This window comes from Pseudomonas sp. KUIN-1, assembly GCF_009176725.1.
GTDB classification, from domain to species: domain Bacteria; phylum Pseudomonadota; class Gammaproteobacteria; order Pseudomonadales; family Pseudomonadaceae; genus Aquipseudomonas; species Aquipseudomonas fragariae.
In genome coordinates this window covers 5714221-5738485 of the sequence record NZ_AP020337.1, presented here as the reverse complement: position 1 = coordinate 5738485, position 24265 = coordinate 5714221, and the positions used below count along the sequence as shown (strand labels likewise).

Sequence of the window (24265 nt, the reverse complement as noted above, 5' to 3'; positions counted from 1 at the left end):
TCTTGAGGCTGTCGAAGCATCGTTTCGCACCTGTGGCCGAGCGCTATCTGGAAGCGATTCTGGTTGATACCTTTCTTCGCAGATTGACTGTACATGACCTCGGCATGTCGATATTCAAGGATCGGATCAGGGAGGGAGAAATGAAAAGCCCAGCTGCAGGCTGGGCCAGTATTTACCAAGGAAGTTTGGAAATTGTGTATCTCGGCCTGCCATTTCCCACTGTTCTCGCGCTCACGCCAATAGTGAATGTCTGATTTAGCCGGGTGTTAATTATTGCCGGGTTCTCGATTGCGGCAGCAATCCGTCCGTGGATAATTGTGCCTTCCTGGGTTTTGAACTCGAAACGACGTTCGGCAGGAAAGGCGCCAAGAAATTCGCCACTGAACTCGATATCGGTTTCAGTGATGTTTTCCACGCTCAGGCGCGATCTGCTAATGCGAACCTGATCGACGCTGGTAAAGGAAAATACGTGGTCTCTGGTTGTTACGGAGCAGTAGGCTTCATAGGCTATTAGCTTGTCCAGATACTCTGAGACCGTGGCAATAGCCCTTGTACCAAGCCTCGACGCTGGCTCTGACAACTCCTCATCACCCTTGGTGGATGCTTCAAGAAGTTCTGCAACCAGCTCGAAAGCTTGCGAGACGGGCGTAGTCCCCTCCAGCGTGAGCTGAGGGTCACCACTTGGCGCTTCCTCAAATTCAAAACCAAATGAGCCCAGTGCCGTCCCTGTGATCAGTATCTGGTTTTGAGCTTTGTTTGGGATTGGCCCAAAGTCATTCAGAACGCCGCTTATAGAGGCTGCAATAGCCGATACCACATCGGAAAATTTTGTGGTTACCGCGGCCCCGAACTCAGCACCTATACCGTGTACTCCTCTGACTGGAGTTCCGCGGTAAGTAACCACTGCTTTAGCGGGTGAGAATGCGCCGCGGCCAGGCTCTCGAAGACTTGCGCCTACCTGATTCTTCCTGGCTTGCAGCGAAAGGCGTGAAAGGTTGCTCAGACCTGGCTTCTGCGCGATGCGGTCCAGGAAACCGATTTCTGCCTGTGCGTGAGTGAATTCAGTTCTATTCATTCTGGAGCTCCCGCTTTCGAATCCCCAAAAGGTCGGCCGCAGCTTGGTCATGCAATGGATCGAGTTTCACGCTCAGAAATCCTTTCCATTGCTGAGATCTTCTGTGCGACCACATACTGTACCAGTACGCCGCAAGCTCAATGAGTGTTTCGGGTGGGTCAGAGAGCAGATTTATATAAAAATCGACTCTATACGATGTCTTGATCCATTCTGTGTCTGTCAGCTTTTGAACATCATCAGCGGTCAATGATTGCTGAATGGCGGCTGACACATCGGCGAATGTCACAACATCCATATCATTGGGCGGACGGCCCTCCAGCATCTCCACGTTCTCCATGAAGCTGCCGTTAAGCCACTGAATGCCCGAAACGATACCCACGCGATGGATTTCAGATCGATGAGACAGGAAGCCCTCAAGCACCTCGCATCTTTCTAAGGTAGTCGAGAAGCGATCAATCAACCGCTTTACGTCTGTCGGATAGGGCGCTCGCTCAAAAGATGTCGGATTTCGCTCGTTGATCGGCGGAATTACCCCCTGATGATCCCATAGTGGTATCAACTTCACCTCCGTGTGCCATGGTCCAGCCGAGCAAGCCAGCTGCGTTGTCTATTGCAGTTCACCCCCGCCGGTTCGTTGGCTTGCCGATACCCTTAGCGCGCCAGATGACTTGGCTTCCCCTTCGGGAGTGCATGTGTGCACTCTGTCATGCAGTGCAAAATGCGAGCAAGCGAAAACGTTGTACGCAAAGTTTCGAGCGCTCGCGCGTCAGCAGACTTTCAGGGCTGGATAGACGATGCCTGCTTCAGCGAGCATAGCCCCCAACGACCATAGGTATCAGCCGCTGCTCAGCAATTTAGCTACGTGCTGAATGATTGGCATCGTTCGGTGGTCGAGCTTGTCACTGGACGGGTTGTGTGCCGAACTTTGGGCATACGATGAGGGTTAGGCCCAGACAACAAAAAGCCCGCACGAGGCGGGCTTTTTGTGTGCTTTCAGGTGTGCCTGGCATCACCTGAAAACGGAAGGTGGTGCCCAGAGACGGAATCGAACCGCCGACACGGGGATTTTCAATCCCCTGCTCTACCGACTGAGCTATCTGGGCAACGGGGCGCATTAGACGTGTTTTTCAGGAGGTCGTCAAGCGTGTTTTTTAAAAAATTTGAATTATTACCGACGCTTACGACCTTCACTGCGTGAAACGCTTTATTTTTCGGGGGGAACGTAGCCTTCGGCCTGGGCGTATTCTTCGCCGGAGAGAAACTTGTCCATCTCGGTCTGGAGGAATTTACGGTCCTCGGCGTTCATCATGTTCAGGCGACGCTCGTTGATCAGCAGGGTCTGGTGTTTCTGCCAGTCGGCCCAGGCTTTCTGCGAGACGTGGTTGAAGATGTCTTCGCCCTTGGCTCCCGGATATGGGGCGCGTTCCAGGCCGGGCAGTTCTTCTTTGTATTTGCGGCACATTACGGTGCGGGTCATGACGACTCTCCTGCGTTCAATACGTCGGCTGCGCGTTTGAGCAGCTTTTTCACCGGGGCGGCAAGGCCCAGGCGTGGCGGGGTGGCGAGGTTATACCAGAGCCAGTCGGCCTCGGCCACGTGATCGGCGGACTCGCGGACCTTGACCAGCCAGGGTTCGATGCTCAACTGGAAGTGGCTGAAGGTGTGGATAAGTCCCGGCAGTTCATGGTGCTCGCCCAGTTGCAGCGCGTGTTGCGTGGCCAGGTGCTGAAGGTCATCGAAGTCGTCCAGTTCCGGCAGGCTCCACAGGCCGCCCCACAAGCCGCTGGAAGGGCGACGATAAAGCAGGATCGCGCCGTCTTCGTTGGCGAGCATCGGCATGAGCGTGCGTTTCTGCGGCACGGTCTTGCGCGGCTTGGGGATCGGGTAGCGCGTTTCCAGGCCCAGCATGTGCGCCTCACAACTGCGCTCCAGCGGACAGAGCAGGCAGCTGGGTTTGCTGCGGGTGCAGAGTGTCGCCCCCAGGTCCATCATCGCCTGGGTGTAGTTGTTGACCCGGCTGTGCGGCGTGAAGCGTTCAGCGGTGGCCCACAGCTGCTTGGCCACCTTCGGCTCGCCGGGGTAGCCCTCTTGCGCGGTGAAGCGCGCCAGCACGCGTTTGACGTTGCCATCGAGGATCGGCGCGCGAATGCCCATGCTCAGGCTGGCGATTGCGCCTGCGGTGGACAGGCCGATGCCGGGCAGCAGAATGAGTTTTTCGACATCACGGGGAAACTCGCCGCCATGCTCGGCGACGACGATTTTGGCCGTTTTCTGCAGGTTGCGGGCGCGGGTGTAGTAACCCAGCCCGGTCCACAGGTGCAGTACTTCGTCCTCGGGCGCTTCGGCCAGCGCCTGCACGGTCGGCAGGGCCTCCATGAAGCGGTCGAAGTAGCTCAGAACGGTGCTGACCTGGGTCTGCTGCAGCATGATTTCCGATACCCAGACCCGGTACGGCGTGATGTCTTGTTGCCAGGGCAGGTCATGTCGGCCATGACGGTCGTACCAGTCCAGCACGGCGCTGGAGAATTGTTCGGGTTGCATGGCCTGGAGGGCTCTCGTCGAGATGTGAGTCGGGATATGAAAGGGTGCGCCAACGGAGCGCCGCGAGGGCGCTCCTGAGCATTCACGTTGCCCTAGCGTTTGAACAGGCCCTTGAGGGCGTCCTTGAGCTCGGGGCTGACCTTGTCACCGAGTTTGTCGTTCAGCTTGTCCTCAAGCTTCTCGCTGATCCGGTCGCCCGCCAGTTTCGCAGCGATCTGGCCGACGCCTTCCTTGTCCAGACGGCAGGCCTTGGCACCCAGTTCCAGCGGGCCACGGCACTGCACCGGCCACTCGATGCCGACAAAGCGCGGGTTGACCTCGCAGGCCGGGTCCGGCATGTCGCTCTTGTCGCCTTCAACGATGATGCCGACGCGGTAGTTCATGCCCAGCACGCGCAGGTCGACGTCGCCGTTACCGTTGACGGCCATGCCAGGCGTGCGGACCTTGAGGTCCGGGTTGCTGGCGACGCCATTGCGTATCACCAGATTGCCGTTGAGCTGCTGGAAAGGGGTGTCCTTGGCACGCGGTTCGCCGCTGAGCGTCTTGCGGTTGAGGATCGAAATACCCTTGCACAGCTGCTGCTCCAGGTTGGCATTGACCAGTACGCCGTTATTGAGCGCAAAGCTGGCGGTGCCGTTCAGGCTGTCGATCAGGGCTTTTTCGCTGTTGCCTGTGCCGGTCAGGTTGCTGTCGAGGGTCAGCAGGCCGCGCACTGGCGGCGTCTGCCCCTGGCTTTCCAGAACGCGTTCGACCGGCACTTTGGCAATGCGCGTCTGTACAGTGGCCACAGGCGTGTCCGGACGCGCGTCCAGATTGCCCTTGACCTCGAAATTGCCGTTGTACAGGTCGCCACTCAGCGTATCGACCTTGATAACGCCACCGTTGGCCTGGGTCTTGAACGCTGCGTTGTCGATGGGCAGTTTGTTCAGGGTCAGTTTGCCAAAGCTCAGGTCAGCCTCGACATCCAGTGTACGCAAGCGCTCCAGCGGCAGCAGTTTTGCCGTGCTCCAGGCGGCCTTGGTCGGTTGTTCGGGCAGCGGCGAGTCGCCCGCAGCGGCGGCGGCTTCACCGGACTGTACTTCGGATTTGCGCGCGGCCTTGGCACCTTTGCTTTCTTCGCTTTCAGCCGGACGATAGCGGTCGGCGTCGAAGGTATCGCCCTTGAGCTGGACACGCAGCGCCTGTTTGGCGAAGTCGTCCACCGCGATGCGTCCCGTGAAGCTGCTGTCGTCGACTTTCAGGTTGAGGTTTTCCAGCGCAAGGCTGGTAGGCGTACCTGCCAGACGCGTGACCATTTCAACCTTGCTCAGCGCGCCCTCGGACATGGCTGGCAGCGGCTGGCCGATGTTTTCGAAGAACGCGCGCAGATCAAGCTGGGCAATGGACAGGCCGCCGCTGATCTGCGGTGTTTTGTCCAGATCGCGGGCACGCAGTTCGCCGAGTGCACGCAACTGGTTGGCCGAGACTTTGAGGCTGTTCCATTCGGCGATATTGGCTGCCAGGTCGACGAGCAACTGGCCCTGCGCCGAGAAGGTCACGGTCTTGCCTTGCAGCGGCTCGCCGGCGACTTCACCGGACAGGCGCATGTCTTCGAATTGATAACGCTTGAGCACGCGGTCCAGGCGCAGTGCGCCGACCAACTCGGTCTTGGCGCGCACGACGGGCTGGTTGGTGCTCAGGAACGCCGTCAGTTTGATCGGGATATCGGACGCCTCACGAATCGGCCCGGTGCTCAGCTGAATGCTCTCGGCCATGAAGGTCCGGCCTTTTCGGGCATCGCTGTAATCCACGCGGGCGTTGTTGACGGTCAGGCTGTCGATATCCAGGCGGATCGGCTGGGCAGGGCGATCCGCTTTGGGCGCGTCCGGAGCCGGGGCCGGTGTTGTCTCGCCAGGTGTTTCAGTGCTTGCCACGGCTGGCTTGCCGATGTCTTCCCAGTTGCCATGACCGTTTTCATCGCGGTGCAGGGTCAGGTTCAGGCCTTCGACGCGAATGTCGCTCATCTGTACCTGGCGACGCAGCAGTGGCAGAACACGAACGGACAGGCCGAGCATCTGCACATCGGCGAACGGCTGATCGGGAGCGGTCAGGGTGGCGACATGGGCGTCGTGCAATTCCAGGCCGAGCCAGGGGAACAGGCTCCAGCCGATATCGCCGTTGAGCGTCAGCTCGACGTTGGCCTTGTCGCGTGCCAGCTGGCGAATCTCGTCTTTGTAGTCGTTGGGATCAAACAGGTGGGTCAGGGCGAAGCCGAGAGCCACGATGATCAGCAACAACCCGAGAATAAACAGCCCCAGGATTTTGCCGAACGCTTTCATGGGCGAGTCCTTGTGTCGATGTTCAAAAATAGCCCACGAGTATACCGCTCTGACGAGCCGACCGGGCTGCGGATACCGTTATTGCTGTCTGGCCTCCGGTTCGGGACGCTGGCGCCACGCGCCATTACGCCTGGGAGCAGATGAAAAAATGCGAGTCGTCTTGTCGCGATATATCTTCCAAGTCTTTTCAAGCCGGCCGAACGGCCACACAGGTGCTGGCCCAACTAAGCCCAAGGCAGGTTTTCGTCAGTGCTTAATTGATTGCATCTATGGGGCCATAGAGCACGTGGATTAGCGTATGAAAATAGATAATAAAAAGCATGTAGTGAGATGCTTATTTGCCATCAGACAGTGATAGTCTCCGTTTTTGCTGGCCAGGGTGCGTCTTTTTGTCACGTATCCGGAGAACCTGCCGATAAAACAGACATGGCCGCTCGGCACTGAGTCTGTGGCGGACCAGCGGACATCTGCGAGCTTCACACATTGGGGTAATTATAATGAGCACAAGCACAGCCTTGGGCGGCGAAGCCGTTCAGCCTGCGTTCTTGTCCAAAGAGCGCATTATCGCCAAGCCAGGTTTCAACCGTTGGCTTGTTCCACCTGCAGCACTGGCCATCCATCTTTGTATCGGTATGGCTTACGGCTTCTCGGTATTCTGGTTGCCGCTGTCGAAGGCTATCGGTGTTACGGCACCTGTCGCTTGCACACCGGACATGGGTTTTTTCGCGCAGATGTTCGCGTCGACCTGTGACTGGCAGATCTCCATGCTGGGCTGGATCTACACACTGTTTTTCATCTTCCTGGGTTGCTCGGCTGCCATTTGGGGTGGCTGGCTGGAGCACGCAGGTCCACGCAAGGCGGGTGTGGTTTCGGCCCTCTGCTGGTGTGGTGGCTTGCTGATTTCCGCACTGGGCATTTATACGCACCAGATCTGGCTGATGTGGCTGGGCTCGGGCGTGATCGGCGGTATCGGTCTGGGGTTGGGCTATATCTCCCCGGTATCGACCCTGATCAAGTGGTTCCCGGACAAGCGCGGCATGGCGACCGGCATGGCGATCATGGGCTTTGGCGGCGGCGCGATGGTGGGTGCACCGCTGGCTACGGCTCTGATGGGTCACTTCGCTTCGGCTGAAAGCGTTGGCGTATGGCAGAGCTTCGTGGTGATGGCGGTGATCTACTTCATCTTCATGATCGGCGGTGCACTGGGCTACCGCGTTCCGCCAACCGGCTGGAAGCCTGAAGGCTGGACCGCTCCGGCTGCCAAGGCCAAGAACTCGATGATCACCAACCGTCACGTGCACGTCAGCGTGGCCTGGAAAACACCGCAGTTCCGTCTGGTCTGGCTGGTGCTGTGCCTGAACGTATCGGCCGGTATCGGCATCCTGGGCATGGCTTCGCCGCTGCTGCAGGAAGTGTTCGCCGGCAAACTGCTGGGCGTCGACCTGACCTTCAGCCAGCTCAATGCCGATCAACTGAAAGCCATTGCTGCGATTGCAGCCGGCTTCACCGGTCTGTTGAGTCTGTTCAACATCGGCGGTCGTTTCTTCTGGGCTTCGTGCTCGGACTTCATCGGTCGCAAGGCAACCTACTTTGTATTCTTCGCACTGGGCTTCCTGCTTTATGCGTCGGTTCCGACCCTGAGCCATATGGGTAGCATCGCGCTGTTCGTGGCCGCGTTCTGTATCGTGCTGTCGATGTACGGTGGCGGTTTTGCGACGGTTCCGGCTTATCTGGCTGACCTGTTCGGTACGCAGATGGTCGGCGCGATTCACGGTCGTCTGCTGACTGCCTGGGCTGCGGCCGGTGTGCTGGGTCCGGTACTGGTCAACTACCTGCGTGAGTACCAACTCGCCCACGGTGTTGCACGTGCCGACGCCTACGACATCACCCTGTACATCTTGTCGGGCCTGCTGGTACTGGGCTTTATCTGCAACCTGCTGATTCGTCCGGTTGCCGACAAGTACTTCATGACCGACGCCGAACTGGCGGCTGAACAAGCCATCGGTCACGACAAGGGTGCCAACGCCACGACTTCGCTGGAGTGGAAAGCCTCCGACAGCAGCAAGCCGCTGGTCATCGCCGCCTGGCTGGCCGTAGGCATCCCGCTGGCGTGGGGCGTCTGGATTACCCTGCAAAAGACCGCAGTGCTGTTCCACTAAAAGCCTGCCGGTAACTGAAAAGCGCTTGCACCTCGGTGCAGGCGCTTTTTTTTGTCCGGGTTTTGGGTGCACTGCGCTTTTGATCATTGCGTCCGGATTTTATTCGTCGCGATAGTCATATTCAGTTGACCCTATGTACTCGATGCACTGCCCGTTCCGGTGCATACGCTGCTACATTAGTCAGCCCTGATTTTATTGCCCGAAGGAGTTGTTTGCATGCTAGCCCACGTGGAGTCATACGCCGGTGATCCGATCCTTTCGCTGATGGAGACCTTTGGCAAGGACTCGCGTGCGGACAAGGTCAATCTGAGCATCGGCCTGTATTACGACGCACAGGGCCGCATTCCGCAGTTGGCATGCGTGGCAACAGCGCAACAGCAACTGGCCGAAGGCGAACAGGCAGCGTCCGTGTACCTGCCGATGGAAGGCCTGGCGGCGTATCGGCAGGCGGTGCAAACCCTGTTGTTCGGCGCCGATCACCCGCTGGTTCAGGCAGGCCGCGTCGCCACCATTCAAACCGTGGGCGGCTCGGGCGCGCTGAAGATAGGTGCCGATTTCCTCAAATACGCGTTTCCGGATTCGCAGGTCTGGGTGAGTGACCCGACCTGGGAAAACCATAACGCGCTGTTCGGCGGGGCGGGCTTCAAGGTCAATGCGTACCCGTACTTCGATGCCCAGACGGGTGGCGTGAGGTTCGAGGCCATGCTCGACACGGTGCAGGGGCTGCCGGCGCAGAGCATCCTCCTGCTGCACCCGTGCTGCCATAACCCGACCGGTGCCGATCTGACAGTGGCGCAATGGGACCGCCTGATCGAAGTGATCAAGGATCGTCAGCTCATCGCCTTCCTGGATATCGCCTATCAGGGCTTCGGCAAAGGCATCGACGAAGACGTCTATGCCATCCGGGCGATGGCCAACGCAGGTATCACTACGCTGGTCAGTAACTCGTTCTCGAAAATCTTCTCGCTGTACGGCGAGCGGGTAGGCGGGCTGTCGGTGGTCTGTGAGGACACGACGTCGGCGGCCAATGTGTTCGGCCAGCTCAAGGCAACCGTGCGCCGCAACTACTCCAGCCCGCCTGCACATGGCGCGTTTCTGGTCTCGAAAGTGCTCAACACGCCGCACTTGCGCGAGCAGTGGCTGGGTGAAGTCGAGGCCATGCGCGTGCGCATCATCGATATGCGCACGCGGCTGGTCGAGGTGCTGGCGCAGAAGGTCTCCGGCCACGATTTCAGCTTTATCCTCAGGCAGAACGGGATGTTCAGCTACACCGGTCTGACCCCGCAGCAGGTCGACGAACTGAAAGATGTTCACGGCATTTACATGCTGCGCAGTGGCCGGGTGTGCATGGCAGGTTTGAATGAAGGGAATATCGATAAGGTATGTAACGCAATCGCGAGCCTCTTCGCCCGTTAAATACCCTGCTGGTCGTCTGTTTGCTTCATGGCGGGCGCTTCTGGGCCTATAATGCTCGCCTTTTTTTCGCCCAATGATTTTGCGGAGCTGGTGATGGCCGAACGTAAGGCGTACGTCGAGCGCAATACTCTGGAAACCCAGATCAAAGCCTCGATCAACCTGGATGGTACCGGAAAGGCCCGATTCGATATCGGCGTGCCTTTCCTTGAGCACATGCTCGACCAGATCGCCCGGCACGGGCTGATCGATCTGGACATCGAATGCAAGGGCGACCTGGCAATCGACGATCACCACACGGTGGAAGACGTCGGTATCACCGTGGGCCAGGCGTTCAGCCAGGCGATCGGCGACAAGAAGGGCATTCGTCGCTACGGCCACGCCTACGTGCCGCTCGACGAAGCGCTGTCGCGCGTGGTCATCGATTTCTCCGGGCGTCCGGGCCTGCAGATGCATGTGCCGTATACCCGCGCCACTGTAGGCGGCTTCGATGTGGACCTGTTTCAGGAGTTCTTCCAGGGCTTCGTCAACCACGCGAACGTGACGCTGCACATCGACAACCTGCGCGGCACCAACACTCACCACCAGATCGAGACCGTGTTCAAGGCGTTCGGTCGTGCGCTGCGCATGGCGGTCGAGCTGGATGAGCGTATGGCCGGGCAGATGCCATCCACCAAGGGTGTGCTCTGATGCAGACAGTTGCGGTCATCGATTACGGCATGGGCAACCTGCACTCTGTCGCCAAGGCGCTGGAGCATGTGGGCGCAGGCCGTGTGCTGATTACCAGTGACGCCAAGGTGATTCGCGAAGCCGATCGCATCGTCTTTCCGGGTGTGGGCGCGATTCGCGACTGCATGGCCGAGATTCGCCGTCTGGGCTTTGATTCGCTGGTTCAGGAAGTGAGCCAGGACCGTCCGTTTCTGGGTATCTGCGTCGGCATGCAGGCGTTGCTCGACAGCAGCGAAGAGAACGGCGGCGTGGACTGCATCGGCATGTTTCCCGGCCAGGTAAAGTTCTTCGGCAAGGACCTGCATGAAGAGGGCGAGCACCTGAAAGTGCCGCACATGGGCTGGAACCAGGTCGCTCAGGCGGTGGATCACCCGCTGTGGCATGACATTCCGGATCAGGCGCGTTTCTACTTCGTGCACAGTTTCTATATCGATGCCGCCAATCAGCGTCAGGTGGTCGGGCGTGGCCACTACGGCCTCGACTTCGCCGCTGCGCTGGCCGACGGTTCGCGCTTCGCCGTGCAATTCCACCCTGAAAAGAGCCATACCCACGGCCTGCAGTTGCTGCAGAACTTCGCCGCCTGGGATGGTCGCTGGTAAGCGCATGAGCAAAGCCAAGGGTAAACCGCCGATCCTGACCCTCTCGCCCGAGCACGAGCAACAGGCGATCGACAAGCTCAAGCGCCTGTTCGCAGAGCGCTTCGAGCTGGAAATGGGCTCGTTCGAAGTGGCTGAAGTCCTCGAGCTGTTCACTCGCGAGATTGCTCCGCATTACTACAATCGCGCCATTTTCGATGTTCAGCAGCAGCTCAAGGAGCGCTTCGAGAGCATCGAAAGTGACTTGTGGGCACTCGAAAAGAATTAGATAAAGCAGCTTCAAGCGTTGAGCTTCAAGCCGCAAGAATCAGTGAGTACGCATACTTGCAGCTAACCGCTTGCAGCTTGCCGCTCTTTCAGACCAAGGAATAAGCATGCTGATTATCCCCGCTATTGATCTCAAGGACGGCGCTTGCGTGCGTCTGCGTCAGGGCCGGATGGAAGATTCCACGGTGTTCTCCGATGACCCGGTGGCCATGGCCGCCAAATGGGTCGAAGGTGGTTGCCGCCGTCTGCATCTGGTCGATCTGAACGGTGCGTTCGAAGGTCAGCCGGTCAACGGTGATGTGGTCACGGCCATCGCCCGACGCTACCCGAACCTGCCGATCCAGATCGGCGGCGGCATCCGTTCGCTGGAAACCATCGAGCATTACGTCAAGGCGGGTGTGAGCTACGTCATCATCGGCACCAAGGCCGTCAAAGAGCCCGAGTTCGTGGCCGAAGCCTGCCGTGCGTTCCCCGGCAAGGTGATTGTCGGTCTGGATGCCAAGGACGGTTTCGTCGCCACCGACGGCTGGGCTGAAGTCAGCTCGGTGCAGGTCATCGATCTGGCCAAGCGTTTCGAAGCCGATGGCGTGTCGGCCATTGTCTACACCGACATCGCCAAAGACGGCATGATGCAGGGCTGCAACATTCCGTTCACCGCGGCATTGGCGGCTGCCACGCGGATCCCGGTGATCGCTTCGGGTGGCATCCATAACCTGGGCGACATTCAGGCGCTGCTGAATGCGAAGGCTCCGGGCATCATCGGCGCAATCACCGGCCGTGCGATTTACGAAGGCACGCTGGATGTGGCCGAAGCTCAGGCGCTCTGCGACCGCGAACAACGCTGAACAGCTGGAGATTGACCCTGTGGCCCTAGCCAAACGCATCATCCCTTGCCTGGACGTCGACAACGGTCGAGTGGTCAAGGGCGTCAAGTTCGAGAACATCCGCGACGCAGGCGATCCGGTGGAAATCGCTCGTCGTTACGATGAGCAGGGTGCCGACGAAATCACCTTCCTCGACATCACCGCCAGCGTCGATGGCCGTGACACCACGCTGCATACCGTCGAGCGCATGGCCAGTCAGGTGTTCATCCCGCTGACCGTCGGCGGCGGCGTGCGTACCGTGCAGGACATCCGCAACCTGCTCAATGCCGGTGCCGACAAGGTCTCGATCAACACGGCCGCGGTGTTCAACCCCGAGTTCGTCGGTGAAGCCGCCGCGCGTTTCGGGTCGCAGTGCATCGTGGTCGCTATCGACGCCAAGAAGGTCTCCGGTCCGGGCGAAACCCCGCGCTGGGAAATCTTCACCCACGGCGGGCGCAAACCCACCGGGCTGGACGCGGTGCTCTGGGCGAAAAAGATGGAAGACCTGGGCGCTGGCGAGATCCTGCTGACCAGCATGGACCAGGACGGCATGAAGAACGGCTTCGATCTGGGCGTCACGCGCGCCATCAGTGATGCACTGGGTATTCCGGTGATTGCTTCGGGTGGCGTCGGCAACCTCGAGCATCTGGCTGCCGGTGTCATCGAGGGTCACGCCAGCGCTGTGCTGGCGGCGAGTATTTTCCATTTTGGCGAATACACGGTTCCCGAGGCCAAGGCCTACATGGCCAGCCGCGGGATTGTCGTGCGCTGAGTCGCCATAGCGGTCAGACGAGCGCACCTTTTTCATCGTTGGTGCGCTCGTTTATTTCAGCCTTCCGAAGCCTGTTCTTCTGACGCCTGTTCCTGTAGCAGGTCCGTGCGCGGTGCGGACGGATGACCCGCTTCGTCCCTGGCCATCGTGCAGAGCTTGATCGGAAGCAGTTTCGGGCTGATGCTGAAGTTGTAATAAACCGTTTTGTAGCCTGATAAATCGGCGCAATCCGTGAGTTCGGGGGCGCCGAATTTGTAGGCGTGATTGGCGTGTGTCGGCAAGCCAGAAATGAAGTTTATCTGGTGCTTGCCGTTATCCAGCCGTTCGATGTTTACATGGGGAGCAGGCGTTTGATCTGCCTCGACCAGTTCGACGGTATGGATGAACGCATTTTCCCTGACACCCGGTGCTGCCCCCTGATTACCATTGTGGCCCGCAATGCACAGCGAATAAATGCCGGGCTCTGTGCCGATAACAGCATTGATATGCGCGGTACGGGCATCCCTGGAGCTTTTATAACCGTCCGGTTCGCGACACTCAGCGGGATTACGCGTGGCCTTGAACTTGAACATCGAGGTATTGACGGTGAACGCCATGTTCCAGCGCGGGGCAATCACGTCCCCGTTCTTATCGCGTTCGAGCCTGATGTAGTGCTTGCGATAGTCCGGATTTGCCAGCGTCAGTTGCGCCGCGGATTGTAGCGTGCACGCGGGGCGGTTAATGTCGAAAACCCCGTCGGCAAAGCAGGCAGACAGCGAGTCTATCGGGCTTGCATAGTTGGTATCGACACGCCACGAAGCCTGTCCGTCATTGACCTCGCACGGCGAGTCGGTGAAGCAACGGCTTTGCTCCGCAGCACCTCGGGTGGTGGTGCCCATGATGCCGATGATCCTGTTTGTATAGCGGTCTACGAGGGGGCTGCCCGAGCTTCCCGGTAACACGTCTTCGCATCGATTGCTCAGGTTGGCATTCCAGGCGTAAGGGTGTTCGACGATGTTTACCACCGATTCCAGTTTGCAGGCGGACAAACGCAGCGTATAGCCGGTGGCTGTCAGAGGGGCGCTGACAGACAGCACGTCCATGCCGACGGTAGGCGCCTGTTGCGCCAGTGCCAGCGGTTTAATGCCGTCCTTGAACAAGCGGGACAACGTTGTGTCCAGTTCCAGCAGAGCGAGGTCTGTACCGCGCAGGCTGCTCCATTTGATTCTCTTCAGCGCATAGCTCTTGCGATTTCTGGACATGCCCTTGAAATAATTGAATTCGACATGCCCCTCTATTTCCAGATCAACACCCAACTGGCCTGGCTGGGTGTAAGTGCAATGGCCACTGCTCAATACGTAGGCGGGTACATCAGGGCTGTCGACCTGAGGGTTGCCACGAGAATCGATGAGCACTGCAGTGCACATGCGGTTTCCCCGACTTTCCATACGGCCTATGCCATTCCAGTGATCAAACCTGCCATCCTCGTTCTCCAGCAGCAAAGAGGGTGTGAAGGATGCCATTCCCTGGCCGTAGTCGATGTGTTGTGCAGACGCGACGTTCGTCATCGAGACCGCAAGTACAGCCAGAAAAACCCGTCTTTGAATATCCATCATCATTCCTTGATAAGTGGTGTCAGGTGCCTGTCATTCAATGAAATTCTGCTGTGCCGCGTGAGGTAAATAGTTATTGAGCCTGAGGGGCTTCACGACGGTGCGGATAGCGCTCATACCGAAGTTGTCCATAAGCGACATCGCGAAGTACCGGGCTAGACAGTGCGCCGGGTTCACGGCACTCTGCATGCGTCGTTCACGATCGAGTGCCGGAACATGTTCAAACGCCTACTGCTTGCACTGATCGGGATCGGTGTCTTGTCGAGTGAAGGTGTCCGGGCCAGCGAGTCGACGCCTTATTCCATGGTGTTGCTGACCGAGAACTTCCCGCCGTTCAACATGGCGGTCGACGGCAAGAATTTCGCTCAGGAAAACAACATCGACGGTATCGCCGCCGAGGTGGTGCGCGAGATGTTCAAGCGCGCCAATATCGGCTACAGCATGACGCTGCGCTTTCCGTGGGACCGGGTCTACAAACTGGCCCTGGAAAAGCCCGGTTACGGCGTGTTTTCCACGACCCGCCTGCCCGAACGTGAAAGCCTCTTCAAATGGGTCGGCCCGGTAGGTTCCTACGACTGGGTCATGCTGGCGCGCGGTGACAGCCCGATCACCTTGACGTCGCTGGAGCAGGCCAGGGATTACCGCATCGGTGCCTACAAGGGCGATGCGATTGGCGAGCGTCTTAAAACCATGGGCTTGAATCCGATTCTGATGTTGCGTGACCGCGACAACGTGAAAAAGCTCGCCAACGGCCAGATCGATCTGTGGGCAGTAGGCGATCCAGTGGGCCGCTATCTGGCGAAGCTGGAAGGCGTCACGGGCTTCAAGACGGCGCTGCGTTTCAACAGCGCCGAACTCTACCTGGCGGTCAACAAGAGCACCCCTGACGAGGTTGTCAGGCGCCTGCAAAAGGCCCTCGATCAGATGCGCGCCGAAGGCTGGGTCGATGCCGCCAAGGCGCGCTATCAGTAACCGCTCAGCCTGCTGCGGGCGACGGGATGATGTCTTCGCGCAAGGCGGATGGCTGACCGTTGATATCGTGGGCGTAGGTGCAGATCTTCAACGGCAACGACTTCGCGCGTAATGTCAGATCGCGAAATTGCGGCTTGAAACCTTCAGGGGCAGAGCAGTCGGTGATTTCCGGCTTGCCCATTTTGACCGTGTAGTAGTCGATCAGCCGGTGCTCGTGCGACCAGACGACCGATGTCGCGCCAGATCGATTTGTGCCGATCTCCACTTGCGGTGCCGGCGTGGGGCCTGCCGGTTGCAGCTCTATGCCAAGCGTCAGTGCGTTGCGCATCAGACCGATGCTGGAGCGTTGTTCGGCCGAAGACACACCTACCATGCACAGCCAGTTGATGCCGATCTGTTTGTCCACAGGGTCGTCGATGGTCGCGTTCTGCGAGCTGATGGTATGGCTGTAACCCACCGGGTCTTCGCACTGCATGGCCGAATCGACCTTCTTGTAGCGATACAACGGCGTGTCGACCATGAAGCGCAAGTCCCAGGATGGATAGACATTCCTGCCTTCAGCATCCAGTTGTACTCTGGCATGCTGCGCGGGCTGCCGGCCCAGTGTTTCGAAATCGACAGAGAAGACTGGAAACAGATCGCAGGTCGCCGGGTCCGTACTCAGCGTGCCGCTGACAAAGCACTTCTTCAGCAGCGTGACCGGGTTGCCATAGTTGCTGTCGGCGATCATTGGCGGAAAGCCGGGTATTTCTTCACTGAGGTCTTCGCTCGGGTTATCCGACGAGGCCTGATTGGTGAGGTTCATCACCGCATAGAGCTCGCCGCTGTCGCGGGTCAGCAGCGGGCTGCCGGACGCGCCCGTACCGACATCCCGGCACTGATTACGGACGGTGTGACGCCAGACCCAAGGCGGCTCCATGATCACCGCCGACGTCTGGTGAACACAGGCCGCCATGCGCAGATGCCCGGTCTCCTTGTCGAGCGGTGCCCCCACCCACAAGATAGCGCGACCCTGTTCGGGCATTTCCGCGGCGAGCCTGATGGGTTGAATGCCGTCGTTGACGAGTGTTTCAAGCGTGGGCTGCAGCTCGACAATCGCCAGGTCCACACCCTGCATGCTGCTCCAGTTGACCCGCTTCAATGGATAGCTGCGGGCGGTGCTGTCGGTGAAGAAATTGAACTGCACGCTGCCTTCGATTTCGCCATCGGTGATGATCACGCCATTCTGGCGATTGATACAGTGGCCGCTGGTGAGTACGTAGGCGGGCGCGTCAGACGGGCTGTCGACGCTTCGGCTATCGATCAGCGTCGCCGTGCAGTTTGACCCTGACCTGCTGTTGATACGGCCGATGCCGTTCCAGTGGTCGCGTGAGCCGTCGGCGTTGAGCAGGGCTATCGAAGGTGCGAGAGCCATCAGCCCTTCGCCCAGGTCTGCAGGTGTGGCGTGGATGGAAAAAGGCAGCAGTGCGGCAATGCAGCACGCCCCCGTCATCATGGTCGGTTTCATCATCAATCCCTGATAAATGTGTCTGGGCCCCCATCATGGGAACACCTTCCTTTAAGCCGGAATTGACACGTTTATCAAGGCTGAGACGGTGGTGGACACGGAAAGCAGATTTGGCTTACGTCTGGTCTTGAACCTGCCGACGCAATCCGGGCGTATTCATGTACTTACCTCTGCCAAGCCGAGCTGATCCATGACAGTCAAACCTGATTCAAGTAAGGCCTGATGGCAGCCAGCCGCTGTGACGGGTAAGGAAATCCAAGGGCGTTCACGGCAATCCATACGTCGGTATCCGTGAGTTTGAGTAAGCCCCAATCGGCAAAAAACTCGGTCAGGTTACGTTTGGCGGCGATAGACGCAGTCAGTACGAAGTATTTAAGACCCAGGGCCTCGCCTGGATGTTCTCTGATGTAACGATGCCAGTCTGGCAGGAAGTCCTCGCCTAATCCCTTGCGAAGCTGTTCAAACATTGCCAAAGGGTCGGATTCAGGCGCCCCGTAGATTTTTTCAGTGCGTGGTAACGCCAGCCAATTCACGGTGCCATTCCACCGATCTGGAAGTACATAGGTGTATTCGTTGATGTAGTGTCGTCCTACAGCAAGGGCATAAAGATTGACGGTGATTTCGCCAAACAGGCCGTATGAGTTGTAAGAGGTTTGATAATGGTGTCCGTACTCGTGCAGCGTGACCCATCGCTCAGCGGCCAGCCCTCCGAGTAGAGCCTCATTGAACTCACCGATCGCTTCTCTGTAGGGCAAGGCAATGCAACCTGTGGTCGCATGGGGAATTTTGCTGGCGGAGCCTTCCACCGCATAGATCAACAAGCGAGACCTTGTGTGAATGGGTGCAGAACCGTCAAACCCGCTGACTTCTGCCTCCAGCCGCATGACTTCTTCGTGAGAATGCACTATGGCACTGGGTTCGACATCAGAAAACTTGAGCGCCGTGCTTCGAAATGCTGCCACTACTATGTGCGTACCCACCAGCTCGACCTCAGGCGCCTTGGTGAGTAGAAGCATTTTTCGCCACTGGGTCGCTGTAATCCCATTGACATAGTAGGGCATCGGAATGGCGCCACTTCCGAAGATAACCCTTGCTACGCCCGGCCTGGAGCCGATCAGGTTACGGATGTGAATGGCACCTCCCAAGGGGTCTCGAATAATGTTTATTCCTCGGGTCAGAGGCCGCGCTCGCATGTTCTCGGACTGCTCTGACGGATCGTCGCGGTCAGCCAAGCCTTGTGTACCGACCAGCAAGGTCAGATTATCGACGTTGCCCCATACCCGTACCTCGAACTCTTGTCCTGCGAGCGCAAAGTAGCCGGTTGGCTGATAGTCCGCCTTGCGTATTCTCCAGGACATTGCCGCCTGCTCGGCAGCAGCGTCCTGCATTGGTTGAATAAGCACGGAGCGCGGGTGAGGGAACTCGAGCGTTGAATCCAGTGCATAAGAGCAAATATTTTTATCATGGCTGCATATTCGAACACGCAGGGTATCGGCGGTGTGCAGATAAGCAGACGGTACGGCCGGGTTGGAAAAGACCCCGCCGCTGACGATACCGATGCCTTTCCATTCCGAATCGGAAAACGCTTCCACCAGCCCCGACTGCATAGTGGTAGAGCCGCTGACTGACAGGCTGCCGTCGTTGTTCTTGTGCGATGACAGGCGGGTCAGTATCGGACGGACTCGAAACGTGGTGTCAGAGTCTGGAAAGCCGGCGACACGCAGGCGAATGTGGTCAGGGTCTACGAGATAATTTGCAGGCACATCCGGATTGAGTATGCCCATGGCAACCGAGCCGATGGAGGCCCAGGTGCCATCGGCTCTAAGCGCCTCTACCGTCGCCCCGTTTGCGCCGTAGACCATGACGATGACCTCGACGCGATCATCTGAAACTGCCGTTATGTCGACTGCGACAATTGAAACGGCTTGAGTTGCCTGCGGTTCGGAATCCTCTATGGAGGTGCCGCAGATGAAGCCCTGCAGCGCCCTTGCGCCAGCGACGGCTGAAGTGAAATCGTTCATCGAATGATTACCTGTTGCTGCTTGAGCGCTTAATGCTCAAGCGAGAAATAGTGAGCAGATACGGGCTTGGGCGGCGATGCCGCCAGGCTCGTGCCTGCGATCTCTCGTACAACAGCTGGAGTAGCGAATGCAGTCAGACACTCTCTGCGGTCGCATGGCCGTCCTGCTCAAACCGAGTAAGCGCAGTGTGGGCCTGTCCTTGCTTGGAAGGTACTGACAGAACTGACAGGGCGGTGCAGTGGTTTGCTGCGTCAGCGATAAATCCCGTTCTTGCCATGCGCCGCACTCGCCTGATTGCCGCGTTCGCCGATCATGCTGCGCAGGTCGATCCATTCGACGCCTTGTGCCTTGAGGTTGGGCAGTTCGCGTTCCAGTACGTCCAGCGTGACAGGGTAGGGGTGTCCGATCACCACGGCAGAACCATATTTGCGGGCGATTTTTATCGCGGTCTGCAATTGGCGGGTGATGGCTTCTGCGGTGCGTTCGTCGTCCAGGAATACGTCACGCGAGACGCTGGCCAGACCGATGCGCTGCGCTTCGGCGGCCGCCACGGTTTTCGCGCTGGTGCGGCTGTCGACGAAAAACAGGTGACGACGCTGTAGCTCGGCCATCAGCCAGGTCATGGCGACCGGCTCGGCGGTCATCCGGCTGCCCATGTGGTTGTTGATGCCGGCTGCGTACGGCACTTTCAGCAGGGCAGCATTGAGACGGCTTTCCAGCTCAGGCAGTGGCAGCTCGGGGTGCCAGGCGTAAGGACCGGTCGCGGGGTCCATGGGCATGTGCAGCATGACCGTTTTGCCTGCGCGATGAGCCTGGCGGGCAAACTCGGTGGCATGCGGGGTGTCGGGCATGATTGCCAGGGTGACCGGGCCGGGAAGCGCCAGTGTGCGGCTGTCGCGCTGCGGATTCTGGCCCAGGTCATCGATGATCAGGCTCAGGTAGGCCTTGGACGGTTTGCCGCTGTTCTCGGCTGGCGCTGCATGGGCAGCGCCAGTGATCGAGAGGGTCAGCAATAACAAAGTTAGAAAGCGCATCCGTCAGTTGCCGCGGGTGATACTCAGCCCCTTGAGCAGGCTGAGCGCCTGGCTGAGCTGGAAGTCGTCATCCTGCGGACGCGCCTTGGCGGCTGCGCCACTCTTGACGGTCGGTTTGTCTGCGCCGCCGTTGCCATTGCCCAGGTGACCCAGCAGGTCGGCTTCCTTGTAGTTCTCGCCGTCCGCTTCGTTGGTGACCTTGGCCCGACGTACCACGATGTCCGGGTTGATGCCCTGGGCCTGGATCGAGCGGCCGTTCGGCGTGTAGTACAACGCGGTAGTGATCTTCAGGGCGCGATCGTTGTTCAGCGGCAGGACGGTCTGCACCGAGCCTTTGCCGAAGGTGTCAGTGCCCATCAGGATGCCGCGTTTCTGGTCTTGCAGGGCACCGGCAACGATTTCCGATGCCGAGGCGCTGCCGCCGTTGATCAGCACCACCAGTGGCACGCCTTCACTGGCGTCTGCCGGGTCTGCCGAGAAGCGCAGTTCGGAGTTGGCAATGCGGCCTTTGGTGTAGACGATCAGGCCTTTGGTGAGGAAGTGATCCGCCACCTGCACGGCCGATTGCAGCACGCCGCCCGGGTTGTTGCGCAGGTCGAGAATCAGGCCGCTCATCTTCTTGCCGTTGTCCTTGCGGAATTTGGCCAGCGCCTTGCCGACTTCGTCACCGGTCTTGACCTGGAACTGGGTGATGCGGATATAGCCGTAGCCATTTTCCAGCATCTGCGCCTTGACGCTCTTGACCTGAATGGTTGCCCGCGCCAGGGTCACGTCAAACGGCGTGCCGCCATCGCGGACCAGCGTCAGGGTGATCTTTTCGCCGATCTTGCCGCGCATCTTGTCGACCGCTTCCTGCATGTTCTGGCCCTGGGTCGGCGTACCGTTGATCTTCACGATCAGGTCGCCTGCCTCGATGCCAGCCTTGGAAGCCGGTGTGTCGTCGATGGGCGAAACCACCTTGACGAAACCGTCCTCGACGCCGACTTCGATGCCCAGCCCACCGAACTCGCCGCTGGTGCTTTCCTGCAGCTCCTGGAAATCTTCCGGGCCGAGGTAGGCAGAGTGCGGATCAAGGTTGCTGAGCATGCCTTTGATGGCGTTCTCCAGCAGAGTCTTGTCGTCGACCGGCTCCACGTAGGCCGCCTTGACCCGGTCCATGACCTCGGCAAAGGTGCGCAACTCGTCGAGCGGCAGCGGCGGCTTTGCGGCGGCGTTGGTTTTGGCGGGCGAGACTGCTGCAGGCGTGGCTGGCGCGGTCTTTTCGGCAGCTTGCGCCAGAGGCGCGCCGATAACGATGGCAATTGCCAGGGCCAGCGAGGTGAGGCGGGACAAATGCAGCATGTCTAACGAACTCCTACAGATATTGACGCCGACTTATCCTTGAGTGCGGCACCATTGGGCCGGATCGCTGGGGCGACCCTGCTGACGAATAGCAAAGTACAACGCTGCCGTGTCCTGACCGCCACTATTGCCGACCGTGGAAATCGCTTCACCGGCTTTTACAATGTCGCCTGCCGACTTGAGCAGGCTCTGGTTGTGCCCGTAAAGGGTCAGATAACCGTTGCCATGGTCGAGAATGACCAGAAGCCCGGCACCGCGCAACCAGTCGGCGAACACCACTCGTCCGCCATGCACGGCACGTACCTGGCTTCCGGCTGCGGCGCTGATCATGACGCCGTCCCATTTGGTCCGTTCGTCATCACCGCGGGCTTCACCGAAACGCGCAAGCAGTCGACCATCGATAGGCCATGGAAGTTTTCCCTTGGCCTCTGCAAACGGTCCGCCGTAGGAAACACCGGCACTGGAAACGACTGCGCCGGGGGCTTTGACCGGGCGACGCGGTGCCGGTTCATCATCGCTTTTTCTACTGCTGTTGTTGCTGTTGTTGCGGGCGACGGCTTCAGCTTCGCGCTGACGCTTCTCTTCCGCCTCGCGGGCTGCGACCAGCGCCTTCTGGCGAGCTTCTTCGGCTTCACGTGCCTGGCGGGCCAGGGTTTCTTCGATGGTCTTGAGGACTTTGGCCAGGTCGGCCTGATCCTGCTGCCGCGCCTGCATTTTCTGATCGCGGGCCTTGTAGTCCTGATTCAGCTTGGCCAGTGCCTGCTGACGTTCCTGACGAACCTTGGCCAGCTCTTCGCTCTGGCTGTCCAGGTTGCTTTTCTGCACCAGCAGCTGGGCCTGTTGCAGGTCGATGTCTTTTTCGACATTGGCCAGCTGGCGCAGGGTTTCGTTGAAATTGCGTAGCTGCTCCAGGCGCGCCTGGCTCAGGTAATCGTAATAGGTGAGGGTTCGCGCGAACTTCTCGGGATGTTGCTGGTTGAGCAGCAGCTTGAGGTATTCCTGACGGCCGCTCTGGTAGGCGGCGCGGGCCTGGATGGCGATCAGGCGTTGCTGTTCAACGCGGGCACTGTTGAGTTTCTTTTTTTCACTGTCGAGCTTTTGCAGCTCGGTTTCCGTCTTTTTTAGTTCCTTTTGCAGGACCTCGACCTGCTTTTCCAACTTGCCCATTTCGGTTTCAGTGGTGCGCAGGTCCTTCTGGACGCCTGCACGTTCTTCCTGAAGCTTGCCCAGGACTTTTTGCAGCTCCGCCACATCCTGACGCGCAGCATCTATCTGTTTTTGGGTTTGCACACGCTCGTCTTCGGCAAACGCCGGATTGAGCAGGCAGATCAGAGCAAGGGCAATCAAGGCGCGAAGCATGTGGGTGGGCGATACCGAGGAATTGTGAGAAAAAATGTCAGGCCTAGTATGCCCGCCATGCGCTGCAAAAAAAACGCCTCGCAGCCACTGCTTTGAGGCCTGAAACATAAAAAACCGGCCTTGCCTGATGGCTAAAGGCCGGTTTTTCCGGATTACTCGGCCACGAGGATCGAGTGACCAGTCATCTCTTGCGGTTTCTCCATGCCCAGCAGGTGCAGCATGGTCGGCGCGACATCGGCCAGAACGCCGCCTTGGCGAACTTTCAGCTGACGTTTGCCGACATAAACGAACGGCACCGGCTCGGAGGTATGCGCAGTGTGCGCCTGTCCGGTGGAGTCGTCGGTCATCTGCTCGACGTTGCCGTGGTCCGCGGTAATCAGCGCCTCACCACCGACTTTCTCCAGCGCCTCGGCGATGCGCCCGACACACACGTCCAGGCATTCCACAGCCTTGATCGCGGCTTCCATGATCCCGCTGTGGCCAACCATGTCGCCGTTGGCGTAGTTGACGACGATCACGTCATAACGCTGATGTTCGATGGCATCGACAATCTTGTCGGTCACTTCCGGTGCGCTCATCTCCGGCTGCAGGTCGTAAGTGGCGACTTTCGGCGACGGGATCAGAATGCGCTCTTCACCCGGGAACGGTTCTTCTCGGCCGCCGGAGAAGAAGAAGGTGACGTGGGCGTATTTTTCGGTTTCAGCGATGCGCAGCTGGGTCTTGCCGTTGTCCGCCAGGTACTCGCCCAGCACGTTTTTCAGGCTGCCCGCAGCAAAAGCGGACGGTGCAGGAATGCTCGCCGCGTACTGGGTCAGCATCACGTAGTTGACCTTCGGCTGACGGGCGCGCTCGAAGTCCTTGAAATCGTCTTCGACGAACACACGAGTCAGTTCACGAGCGCGGTCGGCACGGAAGTTCATGAACACCACCGCGTCGCCATCTTCCACGCGGGCGGCTTCGCCGATGCGGGTGGCCTTGACGAACTCGTCGTTCTCGTCGCGTGCGTAGGCGGCTTCGAGCCCGGCAACGGCGCTGTCGGCGTGGAAATCGGCGGTGCTGTCGACGATCAGGTTATAGGCAGAGGAAACCCGGTCCCAGCGGTTGTCACGGTCCATGGCGAAGTAGCGACCGACGATCGTGGCAGTGCGACCCTTGCCCAGACGGGCAAAGGTTGCGTCCATCAGCTCGAGGGATTTCTTCGCGCTGCGCGGTGGCGTGTCGCGACCGTCGAGGAAGGCGTGCAGGTAGATTTTTTCTGCACCGCGTTTGACCGCCAGTTCTGCCATCGCAACCAGATGGTCCTGGTGGCTGTGCACGCCGCCATCGGACAGCAGGCCCATGATGTGCACGGCCTTGCCAGCGCTGACGGCTTTATCCACAGCGGCGCAGATGGTCGGGTTCTCGAAGAACTCGCCATCGCGAATCGCTTTGGTCACCCGGGTGAAGTCCTGATACACCACGCGGCCGGCACCCAGGTTCATGTGCCCGACCTCGGAATTGCCCATCTGCCCGTCCGGCAGACCGACGTCCATGCCCGACCCGGAAATCAGGCCATTGGGCATGGTTTGGTAGAGACGATCCATGACCGGCATCTTCGCGGCCAGAATGGCATTCCCCTTGTGGCTTTCGCTGTGTCCGAAGCCATCCAGGATGATAAGAACCAGAGGTTTTGGCGTGGCAGTCATAGAACCCACTCGATGCTGATT

At 59.0% G+C, this 24265-nt stretch carries 20 protein-coding genes and 1 tRNA gene; 8 read left to right on the top strand and 13 right to left on the bottom strand.

What is annotated here, in order from left to right; all coding sequences use genetic code 11:
• Positions 1 to 172: 172 nt before the first annotated feature.
• The 6 genes from KUIN1_RS26055 to KUIN1_RS26030 all read right to left on the bottom strand — a co-directional run bounded on the left by KUIN1_RS26055 (position 173) and on the right by KUIN1_RS26030 (position 5934).
• Entirely contained in the window at positions 173 to 1075 is a 903-nt protein-coding gene (locus KUIN1_RS26055; protein ID WP_024640511.1) for a hypothetical protein, read from the bottom strand.
• On the bottom strand, positions 1068 to 1640 hold the full coding sequence (locus KUIN1_RS26050; RefSeq protein ID WP_232059996.1) for a DUF6932 family protein: 573 nt from the start codon (positions 1638 to 1640) through the stop codon (positions 1068 to 1070). The genes KUIN1_RS26055 and KUIN1_RS26050 overlap by 8 nt, the downstream gene beginning before the upstream one ends.
• A 462-nt stretch (positions 1641 to 2102) precedes the next feature.
• A tRNA-Phe gene (locus KUIN1_RS26045) sits at positions 2103 to 2178 on the bottom strand.
• Positions 2179 to 2279: 101 nt separating this feature from the next.
• Positions 2280 to 2552, bottom strand: a complete 273-nt coding sequence (locus KUIN1_RS26040) for an oxidative damage protection protein (RefSeq protein ID WP_002555777.1) — start codon at positions 2550 to 2552, stop codon at positions 2280 to 2282.
• Positions 2549 to 3616 carry an A/G-specific adenine glycosylase gene (gene mutY, locus KUIN1_RS26035; RefSeq protein ID WP_011269294.1) on the bottom strand — a complete coding sequence of 356 codons (1068 nt, stop codon included), beginning with the start codon at positions 3614 to 3616 and terminating at the stop codon, positions 2549 to 2551. Before mutY ends, KUIN1_RS26040 begins: the two co-directional genes overlap by 4 nt.
• A gap of 92 nt (positions 3617 to 3708) precedes the next feature.
• Positions 3709 to 5934, bottom strand: coding sequence for an AsmA family protein (locus KUIN1_RS26030; protein ID WP_024640513.1), 2226 nt, complete (start codon positions 5932 to 5934; stop codon positions 3709 to 3711).
• 497 nt (positions 5935 to 6431) lie between these two features.
• Between KUIN1_RS26030 and KUIN1_RS26025 the strand changes: the two genes are divergently transcribed.
• The 7 genes from KUIN1_RS26025 to hisF all read left to right on the top strand — a co-directional run bounded on the left by KUIN1_RS26025 (position 6432) and on the right by hisF (position 12733).
• Positions 6432 to 8093 carry an OFA family MFS transporter gene (locus tag KUIN1_RS26025; RefSeq protein WP_011269292.1) on the top strand — a complete coding sequence of 554 codons (1662 nt, stop codon included), beginning with the start codon at positions 6432 to 6434 and terminating at the stop codon, positions 8091 to 8093.
• A 216-nt stretch (positions 8094 to 8309) separates the two neighbouring features.
• Positions 8310 to 9509, top strand: a complete 1200-nt coding sequence (locus KUIN1_RS26020) for an amino acid aminotransferase (RefSeq protein ID WP_152092392.1) — start codon at positions 8310 to 8312, stop codon at positions 9507 to 9509.
• A gap of 93 nt (positions 9510 to 9602) precedes the next feature.
• The gene (hisB, locus tag KUIN1_RS26015; protein WP_002551454.1) at positions 9603 to 10196 is read left to right on the top strand and encodes an imidazoleglycerol-phosphate dehydratase HisB; all 594 of its coding nucleotides are present in this window, start codon (positions 9603 to 9605) and stop codon (positions 10194 to 10196) included.
• Entirely contained in the window at positions 10196 to 10834 is a 639-nt protein-coding gene (gene hisH, locus KUIN1_RS26010) for an imidazole glycerol phosphate synthase subunit HisH (protein ID WP_003318304.1), read from the top strand. The genes hisB and hisH overlap by 1 nt, the downstream gene beginning before the upstream one ends.
• Before the next feature lie 4 nt (positions 10835 to 10838).
• Entirely contained in the window at positions 10839 to 11099 is a 261-nt protein-coding gene (locus tag KUIN1_RS26005) for a DUF2164 domain-containing protein (protein ID WP_162496708.1), read from the top strand.
• Positions 11100 to 11205: 106 nt separating this feature from the next.
• The gene (gene hisA / locus KUIN1_RS26000; RefSeq protein ID WP_003372206.1) at positions 11206 to 11943 is read left to right on the top strand and encodes a 1-(5-phosphoribosyl)-5-[(5-phosphoribosylamino)methylideneamino]imidazole-4-carboxamide isomerase; all 738 of its coding nucleotides are present in this window, start codon (positions 11206 to 11208) and stop codon (positions 11941 to 11943) included.
• 19 nt (positions 11944 to 11962) lie between these two features.
• Positions 11963 to 12733, top strand: a complete 771-nt coding sequence (gene hisF, locus KUIN1_RS25995; protein ID WP_002551458.1) for an imidazole glycerol phosphate synthase subunit HisF — start codon at positions 11963 to 11965, stop codon at positions 12731 to 12733.
• Positions 12734 to 12789: 56 nt separating this feature from the next.
• Here hisF and KUIN1_RS25990 read toward each other — a convergent pair whose 3' ends face one another.
• On the bottom strand, positions 12790 to 14127 hold the full coding sequence (locus KUIN1_RS25990; RefSeq protein ID WP_232059995.1) for a S1 family peptidase: 1338 nt from the start codon (positions 14125 to 14127) through the stop codon (positions 12790 to 12792).
• A gap of 414 nt (positions 14128 to 14541) precedes the next feature.
• Here KUIN1_RS25990 and KUIN1_RS25985 point away from each other — a divergent pair, with 414 nt between their 5' ends.
• The gene (locus KUIN1_RS25985) at positions 14542 to 15297 is read left to right on the top strand and encodes a substrate-binding periplasmic protein (RefSeq protein ID WP_004407313.1); all 756 of its coding nucleotides are present in this window, start codon (positions 14542 to 14544) and stop codon (positions 15295 to 15297) included.
• Positions 15298 to 15301: 4 nt separating this feature from the next.
• Here KUIN1_RS25985 and KUIN1_RS25980 read toward each other — a convergent pair whose 3' ends face one another.
• The 6 genes from KUIN1_RS25980 to gpmI form a co-directional block, all read right to left on the bottom strand.
• Entirely contained in the window at positions 15302 to 16804 is a 1503-nt protein-coding gene (locus KUIN1_RS25980) for a trypsin-like serine peptidase (protein WP_053275613.1), read from the bottom strand.
• A 197-nt stretch (positions 16805 to 17001) separates the two neighbouring features.
• Entirely contained in the window at positions 17002 to 18825 is a 1824-nt protein-coding gene (locus tag KUIN1_RS25975; RefSeq protein WP_060400255.1) for a M60 family metallopeptidase, read from the bottom strand.
• A gap of 251 nt (positions 18826 to 19076) precedes the next feature.
• Entirely contained in the window at positions 19077 to 19859 is a 783-nt protein-coding gene (locus KUIN1_RS25970; RefSeq protein WP_004407320.1) for a divergent polysaccharide deacetylase family protein, read from the bottom strand.
• Between the two features lie 3 nt (positions 19860 to 19862).
• A complete protein-coding gene (locus KUIN1_RS25965) occupies positions 19863 to 21200 on the bottom strand; it encodes a S41 family peptidase (protein ID WP_010433148.1) in 1338 nt (445 codons plus the stop codon).
• 33 nt (positions 21201 to 21233) lie between these two features.
• On the bottom strand, positions 21234 to 22559 hold the full coding sequence (locus KUIN1_RS25960) for a murein hydrolase activator EnvC family protein (RefSeq protein ID WP_011269286.1): 1326 nt from the start codon (positions 22557 to 22559) through the stop codon (positions 21234 to 21236).
• Positions 22560 to 22711: 152 nt separating this feature from the next.
• Positions 22712 to 24244, bottom strand: coding sequence for a 2,3-bisphosphoglycerate-independent phosphoglycerate mutase (gene gpmI / locus KUIN1_RS25955; protein ID WP_004407326.1), 1533 nt, complete (start codon positions 24242 to 24244; stop codon positions 22712 to 22714).
• Positions 24245 to 24265 lie beyond the last annotated feature (21 nt).